Raw genomic sequence first — 18464 nt, 5'->3', positions numbered from 1 at the left:
TATTCCCTACCTACCGCTTTTATCGCTCGCGCTTCGCAATTAATTAAAACAACAACATAAAATGAGGAAACTGCAATGGAACAACAGCAGTATTGGCTTGGTCTACCTAAGCATTTGTTCTGGGGGTTTATCGCCATCGCTATTTTTATGAGTGGTGATGGTTTTGAAATGGCTTTTTTATCGAAACATATTACTGACTTAGGTTTTACGCCGACACAATCAGCAATGGTGTTCACCGTTTATGGCTTGATGGCTGCAGTAGCCGCATGGGCATCGGGTGTGGTCGCTGAAATTATCACACCATTAAAAGCCATGATGATCGGTTTTGTTTTGTGGATTGTCATGCATGCACTGTTTATGGCTTTTGGCTTAGGTATGAAAAGCTACAGTATGATGTTGCTGTTTTATGGCATCCGTGGGTTGGCTTACCCGCTGTTTATTTATTCCTTTATGATGATGTTGGTGCAGGTTATTCCTCGTGCTCACCTCGCGGCCGCAACGGGCTGGTTCTGGGCGATGTACTCAGTGGGAATTGGCGTCATCGGCAGCTATTTACCCAGTTTCTCAATCCCGATGATGGGGGAAACAGGTACACTTTGGATGGCGATAGGTTGGGTGGCAATCGGCGGTATAATTGCTTACTTTAGCTTGCGTAATATCCCTGTTGACCGCTCGAAAGTGGATTTGCCAATGAAAGACAAAATGGCGGAGTTATCCCGGGCAGCGACAATCTTATTTACCAATAAAAATATTTTTATGGCGAGCTTGATCCGTATCATCAATACGATTTCGTTATTTGGCTTTGCGATTATCATGCCATTGCTATTTGTTGACCGCTTAGGCTTTACTATTTCTGAGTGGCTACAAATTTGGGCTGTGTTCTTCTTTGTGACTATTTTTACCAATATTTTTTGGGGCATTGTTGGGGAACATATCGGCTGGATCCGCCAAGTCAGGTGGTTTGGTTGTTTAGGTATGGCTGTTTCAAGCCTGCTGTTTTATTATTTACCTGTTTACTTTGGGCACAATTTTGCGATTGCCCTGATCCCAGCCATTTTACTGGGTATTTTTGTTGCGGCCTTTGTGCCAATGACTGCGGTATTCCCAAGTATTGAACCACACCATAAGGGCGCAGCCGTTTCGATTTATAATTTATCTGCGGGTTTAAGTAACTTTGCTGCCCCAGCGATTGCGAGCTTGGTATTGCCTTTCTTCGATATTGTCGGGGTTGTTTGGGCATATACTGGGTTGTATATCTTTGCAGGAATTCTGACGTTCTTTATAAAAGTTCCTCAGCCAGGCTTTGAGAATAACCGTAAAATTAAATCGGTTAAAATGATGACTGAGCAGCAAGCTAATAACTAAATCTGTTTTTATAATGGCCCATAAATTGTGATTTATGGGTTTTTTATTTTTGCTGTCAATAATTCTATACATTGATAAAGGGTTATCTGCCTTTATTTGTCCTAATTGTAGAGAAAATAGTTAACGATAAAATTAAGTATAATATTTTATTTAAATGTAAAAATTGGTCGTGTTTATTTTGTTTTTCCGCCATGGATTGTGTGAATTATTGAAATTTGATCCTTTTGCAATAGAATATAATTTAAAAGGCTAAAAAATAAACGAAAGTGAATCTGATTCTCAATTAAGTCTGTGTTGATATTTTACGCTACTGGATCGCCTCGGTAATAAAAGAATATTTATGTCTAAATGCTTTTCAGTGTAATAATTCACTGTCTAATAAGTTTATTGCCATTATTCCTGCCTGATTTAATCTTGTTCAGTTATCTATACATCTGTATTTTCAATGTTATGATGAATTTTGTTGCGAAATTGTATGTTTGCAGCGAAATGCTCTTTATATTGATGGTTTATCATTCATAAATAAGCTGTAAATTAGTAATTAACTAATATTAATGGCTTCTAATACTAAAAAAATAAACAAATAAAAAGATATACGCGGGGAAAAAGTTATGTCGCAGATGTTAGCTCTGTTTTTGATAGTCGGAATATTATATATCGGGGATGCGATAGCTGTACGCACCAAAGCCTGGATCCCTTCCGTTTTCGTGTGCGCAGTATTGTTTCTATTAGGGTATTGGACAATCTTCCCGAAAGATATCGTTAGTATTGCGGGTATTCCACAGGTTGTTGCTGTCTCCCTAATGTACTTATTAATTACCAATATGGGCACTTTATTGTCCCTGAAAGAATTATTACGCCAATGGAAAACCATTCTTATTTCATTGGCGGGTATTCTAGGCATTATTTTTCTCACCTTTATTATCGGTGTTGCCTTGTTTGATATGAATACGGTATTAGTTGCTGTTCCACCATTGGTAGGTGGTATTGTTTCTTCATTGATTATGTCAAAAGGTGCTGCGGAAGCAGGGCTAGTAGATCTCTCCGTTTTTGCAATATTAATCTATGTTATGCAAGGGTTTGCTGGTTATCCGCTGACGGCAGTGATGCTGAAAAAAGAAGGGCGTCGCGTACTGGAAAAATACCGTAGTGGGCAGTGGGAAGAAACACTTTCTGTAGAGGGTGCCAAAGAGGTCGAAGTGAAAACCGTGGTATCGGAAGACGAAATGCCGCGTATGTTTAAAAAAATCCCTAATCACTATAACACGAGTTATTTCAAATTCTTACGTTTGGCAGCGGTAGGGTATTTGGCCTACTTAGCATCATCTTATGCTGCACCTTACGTGAATATCAGCCCATTCGTGCTGTGCTTATTATTTGGAGTTATTGCATCTTCATTAGGTTTCTTAGAAAGGCAACCTCTGCAAAAAGCCAATGGGTTTGGTTTTGCTATCATGGCATTGATGTTATTTATCTTTGATACTTTAAACCATGCAACACCAGATATGTTATTGCGCCTTGTTTATCCAATGGTGGTGTTAATTAGTGCCGCCGTTATTGGAATGTACCTCGCGTCATGGATAGTTGGCAAAATGTTGGGTGTCACTAAAGAGATGGCTTTTGCGGTGGCATTAACTGCCCTGTATGGCTTTCCAGCGGATTACATCATTACTAACGAAGCGATTAACGCACTAACAAAAGACGAAAAAGAGCGTCAAATTCTCACTAGCCATATGTTAGGACCAATGTTAGTCGGTGGTTTCATTTCCGTCACCATGGTGTCTGTTGTCTTAGCGGGTATTATGGTCGCTTACATTGTTCCAGTTGCAGGGTAAATAATTATGGAAACAAGTACATCTCGAATTCAACGTCATTTAGAACAATTGGCAGAATACACCGCGACGCCAGGCCAAGGCACAACGCGTATGAGCTATAGTGAGCAAGATAAACAGGCCCGCCAATATTTAAAACAGCAAATGGTGGCGCTTGGTTTACAAGTTCGTGAAGATGCAATTGGCAACATTTATGGTCGTCTAGAAGGGCTGCAAGCGGATTTGCCTGCGGTGATTATTGGCTCACATTTTGACTCTGTTCCCCATGGTGGCGCGTTTGATGGCCCTGCGGGGATAGTGACTGGACTGGATGTGGTTGCGCGTATTCGGGAACAAAATTTAACGCCAAAATACCCACTCGAAGTGATCGCACTAGTGGAAGAAGAAGGCACCAGCTTCGGCCGTGGTTTGATGGCATCCAGTGTGATCACGGGTTTAATCGGTACTAAAGAGCTCTATCAACTTAAAGATAGGCAAGGCGTCAGCGCTGCAGAACGCATGGCTGCAGCGGGGTTTAATGCAGACAAAGCAGCGGATGCGGTATTAGACCCAAAAAATGTTAAAGCATTTCTTGAGCTGCATATTGAACAAGGCCCTGTGCTTGAACAGGCGGGTGAAGATGTGGGGATTGTAGAGACCATAGTGGGTATTAGCCAGTTAGAGATTAAGCTGACAGGCAAAGCGGGCCATGCAGGAACAACCCCAATGAATATGCGTGCGGATGCTTTAGTGTGCGCAAGTCAGATTATCAGCGAAATCGCAGCACTGGCAAAAGCCGCAGGGGACAATACGGTTGCGACAGTTGGCCGGCTCAATGTTCTCCCTAATGGCGCGAATGTTATCCCAAGTGAAGTGGTATTTAGCGTCGATATTCGTTCAAAAAATGATACTGCTTTGCGCAAAATCATTGAGAAAATCATTGAACTGACAGAAAAAACCAGTGAGTCAGCAGGCATTGATAGCGAGATTATTCAACCACTTTATGTACAACCAACTGAGTTAAATAATGAAATCATTGGCCTAATGCAGCAGCATGCAAGTGAACAAAATTTAAAATTTAGAACTATGGTCAGTGGTGCAGGGCATGACACGATGATTTTTGCAGGGATCACTCAAACAGGATTGATTTTTGTGCCTAGTCGTAATGGGTTAAGCCATCACCCTGATGAATGGACAGATTATGCGCAAATTGCACGTGGCGTTGACGTGATGTTTGCCACTGTGAAGTCACTTATTGAATGTTAATAATTAAGAAAAACACCAAAGTACAGTATTGAAAAGGGTAAAGGTAGAAAAATGATCAGTCCAATTATTACAGCTGCAATCAAAAAACACACATCAGAGATGATTGCTTTTCGTCGTGATCTACACGCTCACCCTGAATTGCCATTCGAAGAAGTGCGTACAACACAGCGAATTGCTGAAGAACTAGACAAAATCGGTATCGAATATCGTCTCACAGAGCCAACGGGTCTGATTGCTGAAATTAAAGGTGGAAAACCAGGTAAAACCGTCGCATTACGTGCGGATATAGATGCACTGCCAGTGTTGGAACTTAATGATTCTTTAGAATATAAGTCGACGATTGAAGGCAAAATGCATGCGTGCGGCCATGATGCCCACACGGCGATGTTATTAACTGCAGCGAAAGCATTGGTTGAGGTTAAAGACGAGCTTGCGGGTAATGTGCGTTTGATTTTTCAACCTGCGGAAGAGATTGCACAAGGTGCACTGGCGATGATCAAGCAAGGTGCTATTGAAAATGTCGATAACGTATTTGGGATGCACATCTGGACGACAACGCCATCAGGTAAGGTTTCTTGTAATGTAGGGGGGAGTTTTGCCTCCGCGGATCTATTAAAGGTCACGTTCAAAGGCCGTGGCGGTCATGGTTCTATGCCAGAAGCTACAATTGACGCGGCGGTTGTTGCATCGGCCTTTGTGATGAATTTGCAAGCTATTGTTTCCCGTGAAACATCTTCATTAGATTCTGCGGTTGTGACAATTGGCAAAATGGATGTCGGTACGCGTTTTAACGTGATTGCGGAAAATGCGGTACTGGATGGTACTGTTCGCTGTTTTGATATCGCGACACGCGATCGCATTGAAGCCGCTATTCGCCGTTATGCAGAACATACAGCCGCCATCTACGGAGCTACAGCTCAGGTTGATTATATCTATGGAACGTTGCCTGTGATCAATGAAGAACGTAGTGCGTTATTGGCACAATCTATTATTTCTGAAGCCTTTGGTGAGCAATCCTTAATCACGGAAAGACCAACGCCAGGTGGGGAAGATTTCAGTTTCTATATTGAAAATATTCCAGGTTGTTTCGCGTTGTTAGGCACAGGAAATGCGGAAAAAGACACGCAATGGGCACATCACCATGGTTGCTTTAATATTGATGAAGACACAATGGTCACTGGTGCTGAGTTGCACGCACAATATGCATGGGCGTACTTGCAACAAACGGATTTTTAAAAATACGATAAGCTCGTAAATAGTGTTTTTGCTATTAGCATGGCATCCTATACTGATTAGCCATTAAGTTTCAGTATAGGGTGAAATCCTTATACATCATGATGCACAAAAATAGCCTCTCTTAAGCGCTGTTGCTGCTCAAAGCGTTGCTCTTGGTTGAGTTCTGCATCATGGGAAAGCTGCATAAGCATTTCGTTCATATTGTGAACGGAATTTTCATCAAGCAGTAAATTCACTTTTTTAACAATTTCATCATAGTGGGACATAGTTACAACTCCAACGTATTTGTTTTGGTGTAATCATAATGCAAAACAGCATTGATGGTTATGCGATTAATTTTGTTTATCGATGATCATAACTGCCATGGTATTAGGTTCTAATGCGCGCATAATGTGGGGGTCATCACCAGGGTAGTGAATATAATCCCCAACAGCTAACTCAATAGGGTTATCTAATGGGCCGACTAAGGCCCTACCAGCAGTGATAATAATGTGCTCACTAACACCTCGCATATGCGGTTCTGACACACGGTCACGTCCTGGTTGTGCAATCACAGTGTAAATATCGCGACGAGAGTTATCTGGGGCTGATGATAATAAAAAGGCTAAATAATTGGCGTGTTCTGCGCTAACAGGAATTGCTTCACCGTGGCGTATTACGGTTACAGTCTCTTGTTTTTCTTCAATTAAACGTGCAAAAGGGATATCTAACGCAACGCAAAGTGCCCACAATGTTTCAATACTTGGGTTTCCGCTGCCTGACTCCAGTTGTGACAGGGTGGACTTGGCAATGCCTGCCTTGCGTGACAGTTCAGAGAGCGACAACCCACTTTTTTGCCGTTCGCGAGCGAGGGCTTTTGCGATAAGGTCAATGGGTGGTGTGGGTAAATTCAATTTTCATATCCTATTTAGATTGCACTTCGCCGTGATGATCATCATAATGAACAAATGTATTTTATATCGAACGGATTGGAAATGCTAACTTCAACATTCAATTCCACACTGAATAATAGCACAGTGAAAAACATCGCTCTTGTGTGTTTTGCTGACTTAATTGTGGGAATTTCATACGGTGCATTGGCACATTCTCAGGGGGTTGACTTTTGGGTGCCTTTAACACTATCAATATTAGTGCTTGCGGGAGCATCTGAGTTTTTATTTATCGGGGTAATCTTTACGGGGGGAAGCCCTATTTCCGCTGCTTTAGCTGGTTTGCTGGTTAATTCACGTCATATTCCATTTAGTTTTGCAGTGGGTGATTTAACAGGGAAGGGAAAGAAGGCACTTTTGGGTTACCACATTATGAACGATGAAAGTGTGGTTTTTGGTCTTGCTCAAGAAACAGAAAAAGAGAAGCGTGCTGCTTTTTGGCTGTGTGGTATCGGTATTTTACTTTGTTGGCCACTTGGGGTGATTATCGGAGAGGTATTAGGCAGTTTTATGGATGATACCCACGTATTCGGTATGGATGCTATGTTCCCTGCGATTATTTTAGCACTTTCATTACCCGCATTAAAAGATAAACGATTGAGGTTAACCGCCATTATTGGTGCGGTGATTGCTGTTGCAACCACTCCTTATTTACCTGCTGGTATCCCTGTTTTATTGGCGCTATTGAGCTTAGTTATTTATATAAGGAAATAATCATGATGGGTAATCCGTGGTTAATTTTTACAGGCATCATGATATTAGCTGTTGGCACATACCTTATGCGAGCTTCAGGGGCCTTACTTAAAGGGCGCGTGGTGTTATCAGAAAATAGTAAAGTGTTGTTTTCTGCTGCTGCGATTGTGATTTTATTTTCTGTTGCAGTGACCTCGACGTTATTCGCTGGGGATGCATTTTCAGATTGGCCAAAGGTTTTGGGCGTTTTGGTGGCAGGGGTACTTACTTGGTATAAAAAGCCCTTTATTCTTATTGTATTGTCTGCTGCTGCTGTTACGGCATTATTACGCTTAATCTAATAAAAAATTGCCCCTATTGGTATATAGGGGCAAACGAATTATACGGTGAGGTCTTTAATGGTTTCAGAGGACCCATTTTTTTGCACGGAGGCGATGCCTTTCAGTGCAGATTGTTTAGAAGCATACATCTCACTGGTGGCAATAATTTCATGATTAGCCGCTTTTAATACAAAGTAATAAGGCTGAGCCACATCTTTCGTGGATTTTTTCAATTCATAATAGCCCATGATAAGCTCCTGCGTTTAAATGGAAAACTAAATATCTAAATAAGGAAATAAGCAGAAAAAACGTTCCACTTAAAATAAGATTAGCTGTTGTTAGGTATTATTACTAGTGAGGGGACAGTATTTAAGAGGAACTACAAAAAAAAAGCCCCTGATAAACAGAGGCAATCGTAGGATATATAGAACTCTTTATTGTCCTTTCAGCATATCGGTATCTTATTGATTATGCTATTTGGTTATGCTTATCAATAAAAAAGGTTTTACCGATACCATTAACAAGGTTAATCAATATTACCCTTTACTGCGCTGTGGGGGCGTTAGCAGGTTTTGGCACAGGTGTGTTATTCGTAGTAAATTCAGGGACTTCCATTACAGTAACTTTTACAACATAGCGTTTGCCATCTTCAATTTTAGGCGCATTATTCGCCAATTTTTTCACTGTTTCATTTGGCGTCGTGGTTTGTTCAGCTACGCTGTACACCATATTATGATGATTACCCATATGTGGGCGTTGCATGTTGTTATTCCCACCATTGCCCATATTCGCTGCGGTTGCTGCAAAACCCACTGACATTAACGCTAAAGCGAATAAACCTGCATTTAATTTTTTCATTTCAATTTCCTCATCTGGTTGATGAAACCATCATTCACGAAAATTTTTCGTAGCTCAATCGCTTTTACCTCCCTTGACTGAAGCTTCATAATTACTGCACTTTTTGTGCATGCTTAATTCATAATTTAGTAAAAACAGTGGGTTAGTAGACTAAAGTTTACATTTTTATTCCAGTTGTGCTAATGAGGATTTCTATTGTGGAGGCTAAGGACGCAATAGACTAGGATGGTAAGTTAGGTTCAATATCACCATAATCCTAACAAAGTGAGCGTATATGTCAGATAAAAAAATCCCTCTTTCTTTGCTCGATCTTGCTCCAATAACTGAAGGATCAACGGCAAAAGAGGCTTTTTCCCATTCTCTTGACCTTGCTAAATTAGCAGAAAAACTGGGGTATCATCGTTATTGGCTTGCTGAGCACCATAATATGACTGGGATTGCCAGTGCAGCGACATCGGTACTCATTGGCTATTTAGCTGCGAATACGCAATTGTTACGGTTAGGTTCGGGAGGAATCATGCTACCGAATCATTCACCTTTAGTGATTGCCGAGCAGTTTGGTACGCTTAATACACTCTACCCAGAACGTATTGATTTAGGGATAGGGCGTGCACCAGGGAGTAACCAGCAAACGATGCAGGCTCTGCGCCGCCATATGAGCACGGATCTTGACAGTTTCCCACAAGATATTGCCCAGATAGTCAATTGGTTTGATGCGACTAATCCTGACCCAGGAGTTCGCCCTGTTCCTGGTTTTGGTGAAAAAATCCCTGTTTGGTTATTAGGATCAAGCCTTTATAGCGCGACACTTGCTGCAAAATTAGGCTTACCTTTTGCATTTGCCTCCCATTTTGCCCCTGATTTGCTATTGCAAGCATTAGAGGTTTACCGCACTAATTTCCAGCCATCGGCAAGGCTAGCAAAACCTTATGCGATGGTGTGTATTAATATCATTGCGGCAGATACACAGCGTGAGGCCGAATTCTTATTTACCTCGATGCAGCAAGCTTTTGTTATGCTGCGTCGTGGGCAGACCTCCCAATTACCACCACCCGTTGAAAACATGGCTAATATTTGGTCTCCAGCTGAAGAATATGGTGTTCAGCAAGCACTTGGGATGTCATTGGTTGGGGATAAATCCAAAGTTCGACATGGCTTAGAAACAATTTTACGGCAAACACAAGCGGATGAAATCATGGTGAATGGGCAAATTTTTGATCATCAATCGCGCCTATATTCGTTTGAACTGGCGATGCAAGTTATGAATGAATTGATCTAATTTATTTGAAAGGACGATATTTGCAGGGAAGCAATTGTTTGATTTAAAAATGAATCAAGAGATAACCCAGAAAAACTCTGGGTCATTGACGGGTTAGCAAGCGATTTGTGGATGATGTGGTTCAAGGGGAGGTAGCCCATGAGCTGCACGTGCACGGTCGCATGCCTCATTATAGATACCATCTTGCCAAGATTGCTCAAATTCACGACAAGGCGTAGGCCGTTGTGCATAAATGGAGCAAGACACACATTCCCCTATCGTGCCTTGTAGCGCGCTACAGCGTGTATTTTGCTTTTGATTGGTGCCATGCATGCAGCTCATGAAAGGGGTGATTTGCTCGGTTAAATGTTGTGGCACAACGCCACCGCCACTTTCTGCCTCAGCCCAATAAAAAGAGACACGAAAATAGGCACAACAAGCACCGCAGCTTATACAAGGGTTCTCTGAAGGGTCGGTTTTTAGAATATGAATATTTGACATAACAAAACCAGATATTGATGTTGATAATATCCCCGTAGAATACGGGTTGACGCAACACAAGCAGGAAGCTCAAGAAAACGTTGCTCGAATTTTATTATCTTATGTAAATCCAGTGAATTGCAATGGTTTTTAGTGGAAAAGACTAGGTTAGATAGTTATTTTTGATTTAAATAAAATTAAACGGCAATTTACAGTCATAAAAAAACCTGCCGTGTCGGCAGGTTTCGGACTGCCGACAAACCGATTAGGTTTGACTGCAGGTTGGATAGGTTTTGAAAATAAATTAGGAAAATCAATTTATTGGTTTTCGACTGATAACACAAAGCAGGAAAAACGACGCTTTTATCCTGCTTTGTCAACAACCTCAAACCTGCCGTGTCGGCAGGTTTTTCCAGTAAAAATAAGCTAAGAGACTAAACGTGTTTTAGTTCAGCATCATCATCTTGATTAAACACCGCTTTATCTGTTTCACCCATTAATTGACTAGTCACTGTTCCTGCTGTCATTGAGCCGCTGACGTTAAGGGCTGTACGGCCCATATCAATTAATGGTTCAACGGAAATCAACAGCGCAACTAAGGTTACTGGTAGGCCCATAGCAGGCAGGACGATTAATGCAGCAAACGTCGCACCACCACCCACACCAGCAACACCTGCTGAGCTCACAGTGACAATACCGACTAACGTTGCGATCCAAAGTGGGTCAAACGGGTTAATTCCCATGGTTGGAGCGACCATGACCGCTAACATTGCAGGGTAAATACCTGCACAACCGTTTTGGCCAATTGTTGCACCAAAAGATGCCGAGAAGCTTGCAATAGACTCAGGGATACCGAAACGGCGTGTTTGCGTTTCAATATTCAAAGGGATACTTGCAGCACTTGAACGGCTGGTAAAGGCGAATGTCAGAACAGGGCCTGCTTTCTTAAAGAATTTAATTGGATTTAAGCCAGTTGTTGCGACAAAAATACCGTGGACAACAAACATAATGCCGAGAGCGACGTAAGACGCAATAACAAAAGTGCCTAAGTTAATGATATCGTGAAGATTCGAGCTTGCGACTACTTTGATCATCAGGGCCATGACACCGTAAGGTGTTAAACGCATGACCAAACGAACTAATTTCATTGCCCAAGCTTGCATAACATCAATTGCCGCTAACGCTTTTTCACCGCGCTCTTTATCGTCTTTAAACAGTTGTAATGCAGCTACCCCTAAGAAGGCTGCAAAAATAACCACACTAATAATTGATGTCGGGTTTGCTCCAGTTAAATCCGCAAATGGATTTTTTGGAATAAACGATAAAATCAGTTGCGGTACGGTTAAATCAGAAACTTTACCAATATAGTTAGTTTCAATGGCGCTTAAACGTGCAGTTTCTGACTGACCTTGTACTAAGCCTTCTGCAGTCAGGCCAAACAGGTTGGCAATCAAAATACCGACTAGGGCTGCGATTGCGGTCGTTAACAGTAATGTTCCAATCGTTAAGAAACTAATTTTGCCCAAGGAAGACGCTTTGTGCAGTCTTGCAACAGCACTTAAGATAGATGCGAATACCAATGGCATAATCACCATTTGTAATAGCTGCACATAACCATTACCAACAATATTAAACCAAAGAATGGAGTCTTTTACTGTCTGGTGGCCGCTTCCGTAAACGAGATGCAGCACGACACCATAAGCGACACCAAAGACCAGACCGACTAACACTTTTTTAGACAGACTCCAGCCTTTTGCTCCCAGTTTTGCCAACAGTATCAGCAGTGCTACAAAGCCGAGCACATTAATAATTAGAGGAATATTCATTCCGAACTCCAAATCGTTTTTTATAAGGTATGTGACTAGCCCTTTAATCCTTATTAGTTATAAGGATTTAGTTGCTTCTAACAACTGGTTATATGATATCAACAGAGAAAACACATTTCTTATACTAAATAGTAATAAGATAGTATTATTCATGCTTACATTATATTACAAAACTGAAAATTATGTAGGGAAGCGTATATCTAGCTGATTTTGTATATATTTTATTACACTTTCTACCTGAGAATAAAAATCAAAGTGATACCCTGTAGGCAATAAGCAGGCACAAACCGTCAAAACGATTGCAATAAAACGTTCACTACGTTTGCTATTTTTGCCACGGATAATGGGAAAACAGAAACGTTGAGGTAATGGCCATAAAAATGGCACCCCTGACGGTGTTAGCATATCAGCGACTAAATGGCTCAAATAGCCTAATAAAAAAGCGTGAATGAGGTCATTAGGAATAGGCCATTGCACGGGGATCCACTGATAACATGAAAGCATTAATAACAACCATGCAAGTAAGCTATGAGTGAAACCGCGGTGACCACATAGCTTAGAAATGGGAAGTGAAAAAATACGTAGTAGCCGTCCAGGTAGAGAAGATGGATGATCAATATCGGGTAATAATGCACCTAATAACGCGCCTGGAACCAAGTGCAGCCAATCACCTTGAGCAAGCTCAGGGGTGACTTGGAGTTTATGGGCCATTATCAAAGAGGCGACGGAAAAAAGCAGATGCCCTTCAGCGGTCATGGTGGATAAAATACCATCTGTTTATCTATACAGTTAATTGGCAGTATAAAGTGTTTGAAAAGAATAAGATAGAGGAGACAAGGTAAAAAAACTCTTATTTATTAGCAAATAAGGAAAGGATTTAATATTTTTTGGTTATTCCCCTACCTAAGTCAGATAGGGGTGAACATAAATTACACACATGGCTATAACTAGCGTAAATGTTTTGATTCTAATTCATTTAGAGAGCTTAATTTAATATCCGCTAAACCAAAACGTGGATCATTAAAGTGTTTGCTATCTGGCACGACAATAGAGCGCATTCTCGCGGCTTTGGCTGAAATCATACCATTAAATGAATCTTCTAAAGATGCACAATGAATTGGTTTGGTTGATAGTGCAGAAGCAGCTTTCAGATAAACTTCAGGGTGTGGTTTACTCAATGGTAAGTCAGCCGCTGAAATGACAGCAGAAAAATAGTCGCGAATATCCAGCAGATTTAACACTTTTTCAAGCATATACAATGGTGATGCAGATGCCAGTGCAATTTTTAAATCCATTGAACGACACAGTTCCATAGCATGTTGCACACCAGGTAAAATAGGGCGGGTTTCTTCAACTAAGCCCACAACGCGGTCGATAATCCGTTGTTTGGCTTCTTGTTGGCTGCATCCATGCCAAGGTGAGGCTTGGTACCAAAGCTCAACAACATGGTCAATACGTAAACCCAAAGTATCAGGCAGAGTGTTGGCAATCGCAAGGTCAACGCCTAACTGTGAAAAGACCTCAAGTTCAGCTTGCTCCCAAAAAGGTTCCGAATCGATCAATAAACCATCCATATCAAAAATAACGGATTGGATGGGAAGGTTATGGTACATGTTAAAACTCCATTCATGTAAACCCTATTGCCAATAAGCTTTACCCTTGTGGCAGTAGGAATTAAGGGAACTTACCCAGCGATAATAGTATTTATTTACTAACTGACTATGATATCAGCAAACGAACAAATATTCGTATTAATTGAATGGGTGATTGTAACAACTCAACACTAAAGCGAATAGGCACAGATGGTGAAAGTTGTTTATCTAATGTGTTTTTAAAAATGTTTAAAGTTCTGAAAGTTATTACACAATCATCATTTTACAAGGTAAATTTGGAGGCATTTAATAATTTCGGCTATTATTATCCCTGAAAAGTCACCATGAAAATTTATCGAGAATAATAACTCTGAGGAAGAGCAGTAATGAATTACCACAATGCTAATTATGTCGCAATCGGCAAACGTATTCTGGGTTGGGTTGTTTTTCTGGTAGCTTTAATTTCGACGTTGGCGTCTTTAGTTAAACTCGCGGGGATGAAAGGGCTGACAGGTGAGGGGATCAACGCTGTTGCCAATGATTTTATTAAACTAATGGCGGAAATGACACGGCAAACCACACCATTTTTAAATTTCTTCTGGAATAATTCGCCTGTACCACAAGTTGCCAATGGTTTTTCAGGTAGCAACCTTGGCTTTATTCTTATCTTTATCTTTATTTTTGTTGGTTTGGCTCTCAGTGCATCAGGGCTAAGAATGTACCGACAAATTAAATTTATTCGCGAAAGCCTTGAAGATCATGTGATTTTGGAAAAAGCCAAAGGTATCGAGCTGTCCAAAGCAGAGCTGGAAGCAAACGTCACCATTCCAAGGCACACCATTTTTACCCAATTTTTTATTCTTTATTTCTGGCCAGTTGTACTTTTAATAGGGCTGTATTTTATCCTTAAATTACTTAACTGGTAATTTTCGTCATACTTCGAACTGTAGCGGTGTTGGCCTCACTCAGCTACTTGGGTCACATACTTGTGTATGCTCCCCAAGCTATCTTCGTTTGCCGCCTAGCTACAGTCCGAATTATTTAGAAAATACGTTTTTGTCATACTTTGACCTGTAGCGGTGTTGGCTTAGTCACATACTTATGTATGTGATTAAGGGTGCCTTCGTTTGACGCCTAGCTGCAGTCCGAATTATTTAGAAAATACATTTTGGTCATACTTTGACCTGTAGCGATGTTGGCTTCACTTGCCTATTGTTCCTTTTTATTCCTTTAATAACAAATCAACTATCTTTTGGGCGTGCAGGTAGCTTTGCTCATTACCGAAAATATGGGCTTGATTAAGTAAATAATATAATTGGTAAATAGGCTGCCTATCTAAAAAGCCATTTGGCAGCGGCCAAACACTTTGGTAACCATCAATAATTTGAATGGGAATATTTTTATACAATGGCAACATCGCAATGTCGCATTCTCTATCACCCCAATAACACGCAGGATCATAAAGAACTCCATCGATTTGATGGGTAATGGCACAGTTAGCTGGCCATAAATCACCATGTAATAAAGAGGGTTGTGGTTGGTGACCTGTTAATTTATTTTTAACAATATCGACAATTCGCTGAATATCACCAAATACCATGCCTTTTTCAGAGGCTAATTGTAATTGTAAGCCAATGCGTTTTTCTGCAAAGAACGAATTCCAGCGTTTTTCCCAGCCATTTGGTTGAATAATAGTACTTAACATGGTGTCAAAATCAAAACCATAACTAGGCTGTTCTTCCCATTGGTGTAAACGGGCAAGCTGTTGACCAAAATGCCAAGCGTTGGTGGTATCAAACGGTTTTAAAGGGAAGTATTCAAGAAGAAGAAAACTATGGTGCTTATTACTCCCCACGCCATATACCTTGGGAACGGTGATTGTTTGGCTTTTGGCGAGCATTTCAAGCTGTTCAGCTTCTTGCTTAAACAAAGGTAGAAACTCACGTCGATTTTGTTTAACGAATACTGTGTGTTCGCCATAGTCGATTCTTAGCGTATGGTGAATATCACCACCAGAGAGAATGACTTTGTTACGCAGCTCCGCCTCACCTAAGTGTTCACTTAATAAACGACACATTGCTTGCCACATGACTCACCTCGCTCTGCTTTGGTCTTCATTAACACAATACTATAGCGGCAGTTTGGGAATTAACAGTGATAATTATTTAAAAAGAAGCACCTATCACGAAATAACCGTTTAAGAATTTTATTCATTAAAATAAATTATCACAAATTTAAAGATAGCTGTTTTTGAACAGATTGAGAATGTTCAGATATTTGTCTATTAAAGCGATATGCCAGCGCGTTCCTTGTTTTATTCAGGTAAACTGCAAAAAATGAAATAATGAGGGGAAGCCATGCATACTGATTTTCAAAATCCACGTTGGTTAAGGGACTTACTGCGATTTATCCCGCTGAAAAGTCAGTTTGTGTTATTTGGTAATGTTCGCGATTTACAAGCCAGTGAAATTGCGCCTTCAGTTGTCACGCCTTTACCATTTAACCAGTCTTTATTTAATAGCTTATTTAAAGCAGGTTATGCATATGCGCTGACTTACACGCCATTAGTGGGCTTTCAATGCTTAGCAAACCCCGCGCAAGATGCCCAAGAAACTGAGGCCGTTATGCAACGGCTTGGGTTAAATATTACTGAGGGTAAAGCAGCTGGTGGCATTGATATGTTGAATCATCTGCTTGAACGGCTTATTCAAGATAAACAAGAGCCTATTGCCTTATGTATCGACTTCGCTTCTTGTTTAATTTCCCATCATGATAACCTCACCCCTGCAGAACACAGTTTATTTACTCGTGCATTAGTTGCATCACATCAAAGCAAGGCAAGGCCAGCAGGGGAGCATCATCAGCCGTTCTATAATACGGTGTTTTGGATAGTCGAAAAAGAAACAGATTTACCCGATTGGTTTGTCATTAATAACCCACGTATTCGAGCTATTCCTGTTGCCAAACCTGATGGTCAAGTGCGCCGTTTATTAGCCCAAAGTTTATTAGGCTCGCTGGTGGATTTTAATGGTATTGAAGAAGCTGATAAGCCACAGATAATTAATGACTTTGTTGATGAAACCGAAGGGTTGCTTTTATTGGATTTAACGGCAATTGTGCAGTTGGCGCGTATTGAGCAGGTGCCTGCAGCCAGTATTCGCGATGCCGTTCGCCGATATAAAGTGGGGATCACCGAAGATCCGTGGAAAAAAATTGATAAGCAAAAAATTCATCATGCTCCAGCTGTGATTTCACGTAGAGTAAAAGGTCAACAACATGCTGTTACGCATTTATTAGATATTATCAAACGTGCAATGACAGGGGTTGGTAGCCATAAAGGTGGGCGTCCTCGCGGTGTATTGTTTTTAGCAGGGCCTACAGGTGTTGGTAAAACGGAACTTGCCAAAACGGTGACGCAATTACTGTTTGGTGACGAAAGTGCTTATATTCGCTTTGATATGTCTGAATTTAGTGCCGAACATGCAGACCAGAGACTGATTGGAGCCCCCCCAGGTTATGTGGGGTATGATTCTGGTGGTGAATTAACCAATGCGATCCGTGAAAAGCCATTTAGCGTGGTTTTGTTTGATGAGATTGAAAAAGCCCACCCTCATTTAATGGATAAATTCTTACAGATTATTGATGATGGAGTTTTAACATCTGGGCGTGGTGATCGCGTATATTTTTCGGAATCGTTGATTATTTTTACGTCAAACCTCGGTATCTACCGTTTAGATACTAATGGGGAGCGGGTGGCCAACGTCCAGCCACATGAACCGTTTGAAACGGTTACGCGTAATGTAAAAAATGAAATAGAACGCCATTTTAAATTGGTACTTAATCGCCCTGAGCTACTTAACCGTATTGGTGAAAACATTATTGTTTTTGACTTTATTCGTCCAGACGTTGCTGAGCAGATTTTTGAGCAAATGGTGGATAACATTTTGTTAGGCTTAGAAAAGCAGCTTTTAACTATTTCAATATCTGCTGAAGCCAAAGAGGCGTTAAAAGTGAGTTGCTTGGCGGATCTTTCTAATGGTGGACGTGGGATCCGTAATCAATTGGAAATGCATTTGATTAATCCATTATCGAGAGCAATTTTTGATCAAGACATACAAACCAATAGCGCTTATCAAATTACGTCCATTCAAATGGGGGAAAATACGCAAATCATGTTAACCGCGGTTGGTAATTAACTTAATGAATATTAGCGTCTCACGTATTCATTTTCCTGTGACAACCTTAGGACCAGGGAAGCGTATTGGTATCTGGTTTCAAGGTTGTTCATTGCGCTGTAAAGGGTGTTTATCTCCCGATACTTGGCATGTGAAAGAAAGTTATCTTACGGTGGCAAAGCTGATTAACCAAATTGTAGAATGGTATCCTGTTGCGGATGGTATCACCATTTCAGGGGGCGAGCCATTCGAGCAGCCAGATGCCTTATTTGAACTTATACGTGAAATAAAACAGCGATTTCAAGGGGATATCTTAGTATATAGCGGTTATGAATGGGATGTGATTGAAGATAGAGTTAAGCGAATGAATCCCTACATTGATGCGTTGATCAGCGAACCCTTTAAAGTCGAAATACCGCAAACATTGATGTTAAGAGGCAGTGATAACCAACAGCTTCACCTTCTAACACCGCTCGGAAAGACATTATTTAAGCAATACCAACGCGTTATAACACCAGAAGATAAGAAATTGGATTTAGCCTTCGATGAACAAGGGAGACTGTTTCTGGCGGGGATCCCTGAACGTGATGATATGTCGCGGTTGAGTCAACTCCTTGCTCTGCAAGATAACACTTTAAAACAACTCAAAAAATAG

Annotated in this window: 19 protein-coding genes; 10 read left to right on the top strand and 9 right to left on the bottom strand. The window is 40.9% G+C overall.

Annotation, left to right across the window (positions count from 1 at the left end; translation table 11 throughout):
• The first annotated feature begins 75 nt into the window (after positions 1 to 75).
• From ACE2AL_RS12650 to ACE2AL_RS12635, 4 genes are all read left to right on the top strand, one after another.
• Positions 76 to 1365 (top strand): MFS transporter, encoded by a 1290-nt coding sequence (locus tag ACE2AL_RS12650; protein ID WP_206083977.1) that lies wholly within the window; start codon positions 76 to 78, stop codon positions 1363 to 1365.
• A 611-nt stretch (positions 1366 to 1976) separates the two neighbouring features.
• Entirely contained in the window at positions 1977 to 3200 is a 1224-nt protein-coding gene (locus tag ACE2AL_RS12645; protein ID WP_206083978.1) for a hypothetical protein, read from the top strand.
• A gap of 6 nt (positions 3201 to 3206) precedes the next feature.
• Positions 3207 to 4442, top strand: a complete 1236-nt coding sequence (locus tag ACE2AL_RS12640) for a Zn-dependent hydrolase (RefSeq protein ID WP_375083555.1) — start codon at positions 3207 to 3209, stop codon at positions 4440 to 4442.
• 51 nt (positions 4443 to 4493) lie between these two features.
• On the top strand, positions 4494 to 5678 hold the full coding sequence (locus tag ACE2AL_RS12635) for an amidohydrolase (RefSeq protein WP_206083980.1): 1185 nt from the start codon (positions 4494 to 4496) through the stop codon (positions 5676 to 5678).
• A gap of 89 nt (positions 5679 to 5767) precedes the next feature.
• Here ACE2AL_RS12635 and ACE2AL_RS12630 read toward each other — a convergent pair whose 3' ends face one another.
• A complete protein-coding gene (locus ACE2AL_RS12630) occupies positions 5768 to 5944 on the bottom strand; it encodes a DUF2526 family protein (protein ID WP_206083981.1) in 177 nt (58 codons plus the stop codon).
• A gap of 66 nt (positions 5945 to 6010) precedes the next feature.
• Positions 6011 to 6571, bottom strand: a complete 561-nt coding sequence (locus ACE2AL_RS12625; RefSeq protein WP_206083982.1) for a helix-turn-helix domain-containing protein — start codon at positions 6569 to 6571, stop codon at positions 6011 to 6013.
• Between the two features lie 81 nt (positions 6572 to 6652).
• Between ACE2AL_RS12625 and ACE2AL_RS12620 the strand changes: the two genes are divergently transcribed.
• Both ACE2AL_RS12620 and ACE2AL_RS12615 read left to right on the top strand, forming a co-directional pair.
• Positions 6653 to 7321 carry an AzlC family ABC transporter permease gene (locus tag ACE2AL_RS12620; RefSeq protein ID WP_375083554.1) on the top strand — a complete coding sequence of 223 codons (669 nt, stop codon included), beginning with the start codon at positions 6653 to 6655 and terminating at the stop codon, positions 7319 to 7321.
• 2 nt (positions 7322 to 7323) lie between these two features.
• The gene (locus ACE2AL_RS12615) at positions 7324 to 7641 is read left to right on the top strand and encodes an AzlD domain-containing protein (RefSeq protein ID WP_206083984.1); all 318 of its coding nucleotides are present in this window, start codon (positions 7324 to 7326) and stop codon (positions 7639 to 7641) included.
• Positions 7642 to 7679: 38 nt separating this feature from the next.
• Here ACE2AL_RS12615 and ACE2AL_RS12610 read toward each other — a convergent pair whose 3' ends face one another.
• Together ACE2AL_RS12610 and ACE2AL_RS12605 are read right to left on the bottom strand one after the other, a co-directional pair.
• On the bottom strand, positions 7680 to 7868 hold the full coding sequence (locus ACE2AL_RS12610) for a YegP family protein (RefSeq protein WP_206083985.1): 189 nt from the start codon (positions 7866 to 7868) through the stop codon (positions 7680 to 7682).
• 295 nt (positions 7869 to 8163) lie between these two features.
• Positions 8164 to 8478 carry a hypothetical protein gene (locus ACE2AL_RS12605; protein WP_206083986.1) on the bottom strand — a complete coding sequence of 105 codons (315 nt, stop codon included), beginning with the start codon at positions 8476 to 8478 and terminating at the stop codon, positions 8164 to 8166.
• Positions 8479 to 8752: 274 nt separating this feature from the next.
• Here ACE2AL_RS12605 and ACE2AL_RS12600 point away from each other — a divergent pair, with 274 nt between their 5' ends.
• On the top strand, positions 8753 to 9757 hold the full coding sequence (locus ACE2AL_RS12600; RefSeq protein ID WP_206083987.1) for a luciferase-like monooxygenase: 1005 nt from the start codon (positions 8753 to 8755) through the stop codon (positions 9755 to 9757).
• A 93-nt stretch (positions 9758 to 9850) separates the two neighbouring features.
• On the opposite strand, the gene ACE2AL_RS12595 is transcribed toward ACE2AL_RS12600, so the two are convergent.
• The 4 genes from ACE2AL_RS12595 to hxpB all read right to left on the bottom strand — a co-directional run bounded on the left by ACE2AL_RS12595 (position 9851) and on the right by hxpB (position 13655).
• Positions 9851 to 10237, bottom strand: coding sequence for a YkgJ family cysteine cluster protein (locus ACE2AL_RS12595; RefSeq protein ID WP_375083553.1), 387 nt, complete (start codon positions 10235 to 10237; stop codon positions 9851 to 9853).
• A gap of 413 nt (positions 10238 to 10650) precedes the next feature.
• Positions 10651 to 12042 (bottom strand): L-cystine transporter, encoded by a 1392-nt coding sequence (locus ACE2AL_RS12590; protein WP_206083989.1) that lies wholly within the window; start codon positions 12040 to 12042, stop codon positions 10651 to 10653.
• 180 nt (positions 12043 to 12222) lie between these two features.
• Positions 12223 to 12798 carry a metal-dependent hydrolase gene (locus ACE2AL_RS12585; protein WP_206083990.1) on the bottom strand — a complete coding sequence of 192 codons (576 nt, stop codon included), beginning with the start codon at positions 12796 to 12798 and terminating at the stop codon, positions 12223 to 12225.
• A 191-nt stretch (positions 12799 to 12989) separates the two neighbouring features.
• The gene (gene hxpB / locus ACE2AL_RS12580; protein ID WP_206083991.1) at positions 12990 to 13655 is read right to left on the bottom strand and encodes a hexitol phosphatase HxpB; all 666 of its coding nucleotides are present in this window, start codon (positions 13653 to 13655) and stop codon (positions 12990 to 12992) included.
• Positions 13656 to 14020: 365 nt separating this feature from the next.
• On the opposite strand from hxpB, the gene ACE2AL_RS12575 reads away from it, so the two are divergent.
• Positions 14021 to 14560, top strand: coding sequence for a YniB family protein (locus tag ACE2AL_RS12575; protein WP_206083992.1), 540 nt, complete (start codon positions 14021 to 14023; stop codon positions 14558 to 14560).
• Positions 14561 to 14856: 296 nt separating this feature from the next.
• Here ACE2AL_RS12575 and ACE2AL_RS12570 read toward each other — a convergent pair whose 3' ends face one another.
• On the bottom strand, positions 14857 to 15723 hold the full coding sequence (locus ACE2AL_RS12570) for a fructosamine kinase family protein (protein WP_206083993.1): 867 nt from the start codon (positions 15721 to 15723) through the stop codon (positions 14857 to 14859).
• Positions 15724 to 15991: 268 nt separating this feature from the next.
• Here ACE2AL_RS12570 and ACE2AL_RS12565 point away from each other — a divergent pair, with 268 nt between their 5' ends.
• On the top strand, positions 15992 to 17830 hold the full coding sequence (locus ACE2AL_RS12565) for an AAA family ATPase (protein ID WP_272538618.1): 1839 nt from the start codon (positions 15992 to 15994) through the stop codon (positions 17828 to 17830).
• A gap of 4 nt (positions 17831 to 17834) precedes the next feature.
• On the top strand, positions 17835 to 18464 hold the full coding sequence (locus ACE2AL_RS12560; RefSeq protein ID WP_206083995.1) for a 4Fe-4S single cluster domain-containing protein: 630 nt from the start codon (positions 17835 to 17837) through the stop codon (positions 18462 to 18464).

Origin of the sequence: Providencia xihuensis, from assembly GCF_041953405.1 — a bacterium.
GTDB classification, from domain to species: domain Bacteria; phylum Pseudomonadota; class Gammaproteobacteria; order Enterobacterales; family Enterobacteriaceae; genus Providencia; species Providencia vermicola.
Note: the sequence above shows the minus strand (reverse complement) of the source record. Positions and strands in the feature narration are given on the sequence as shown.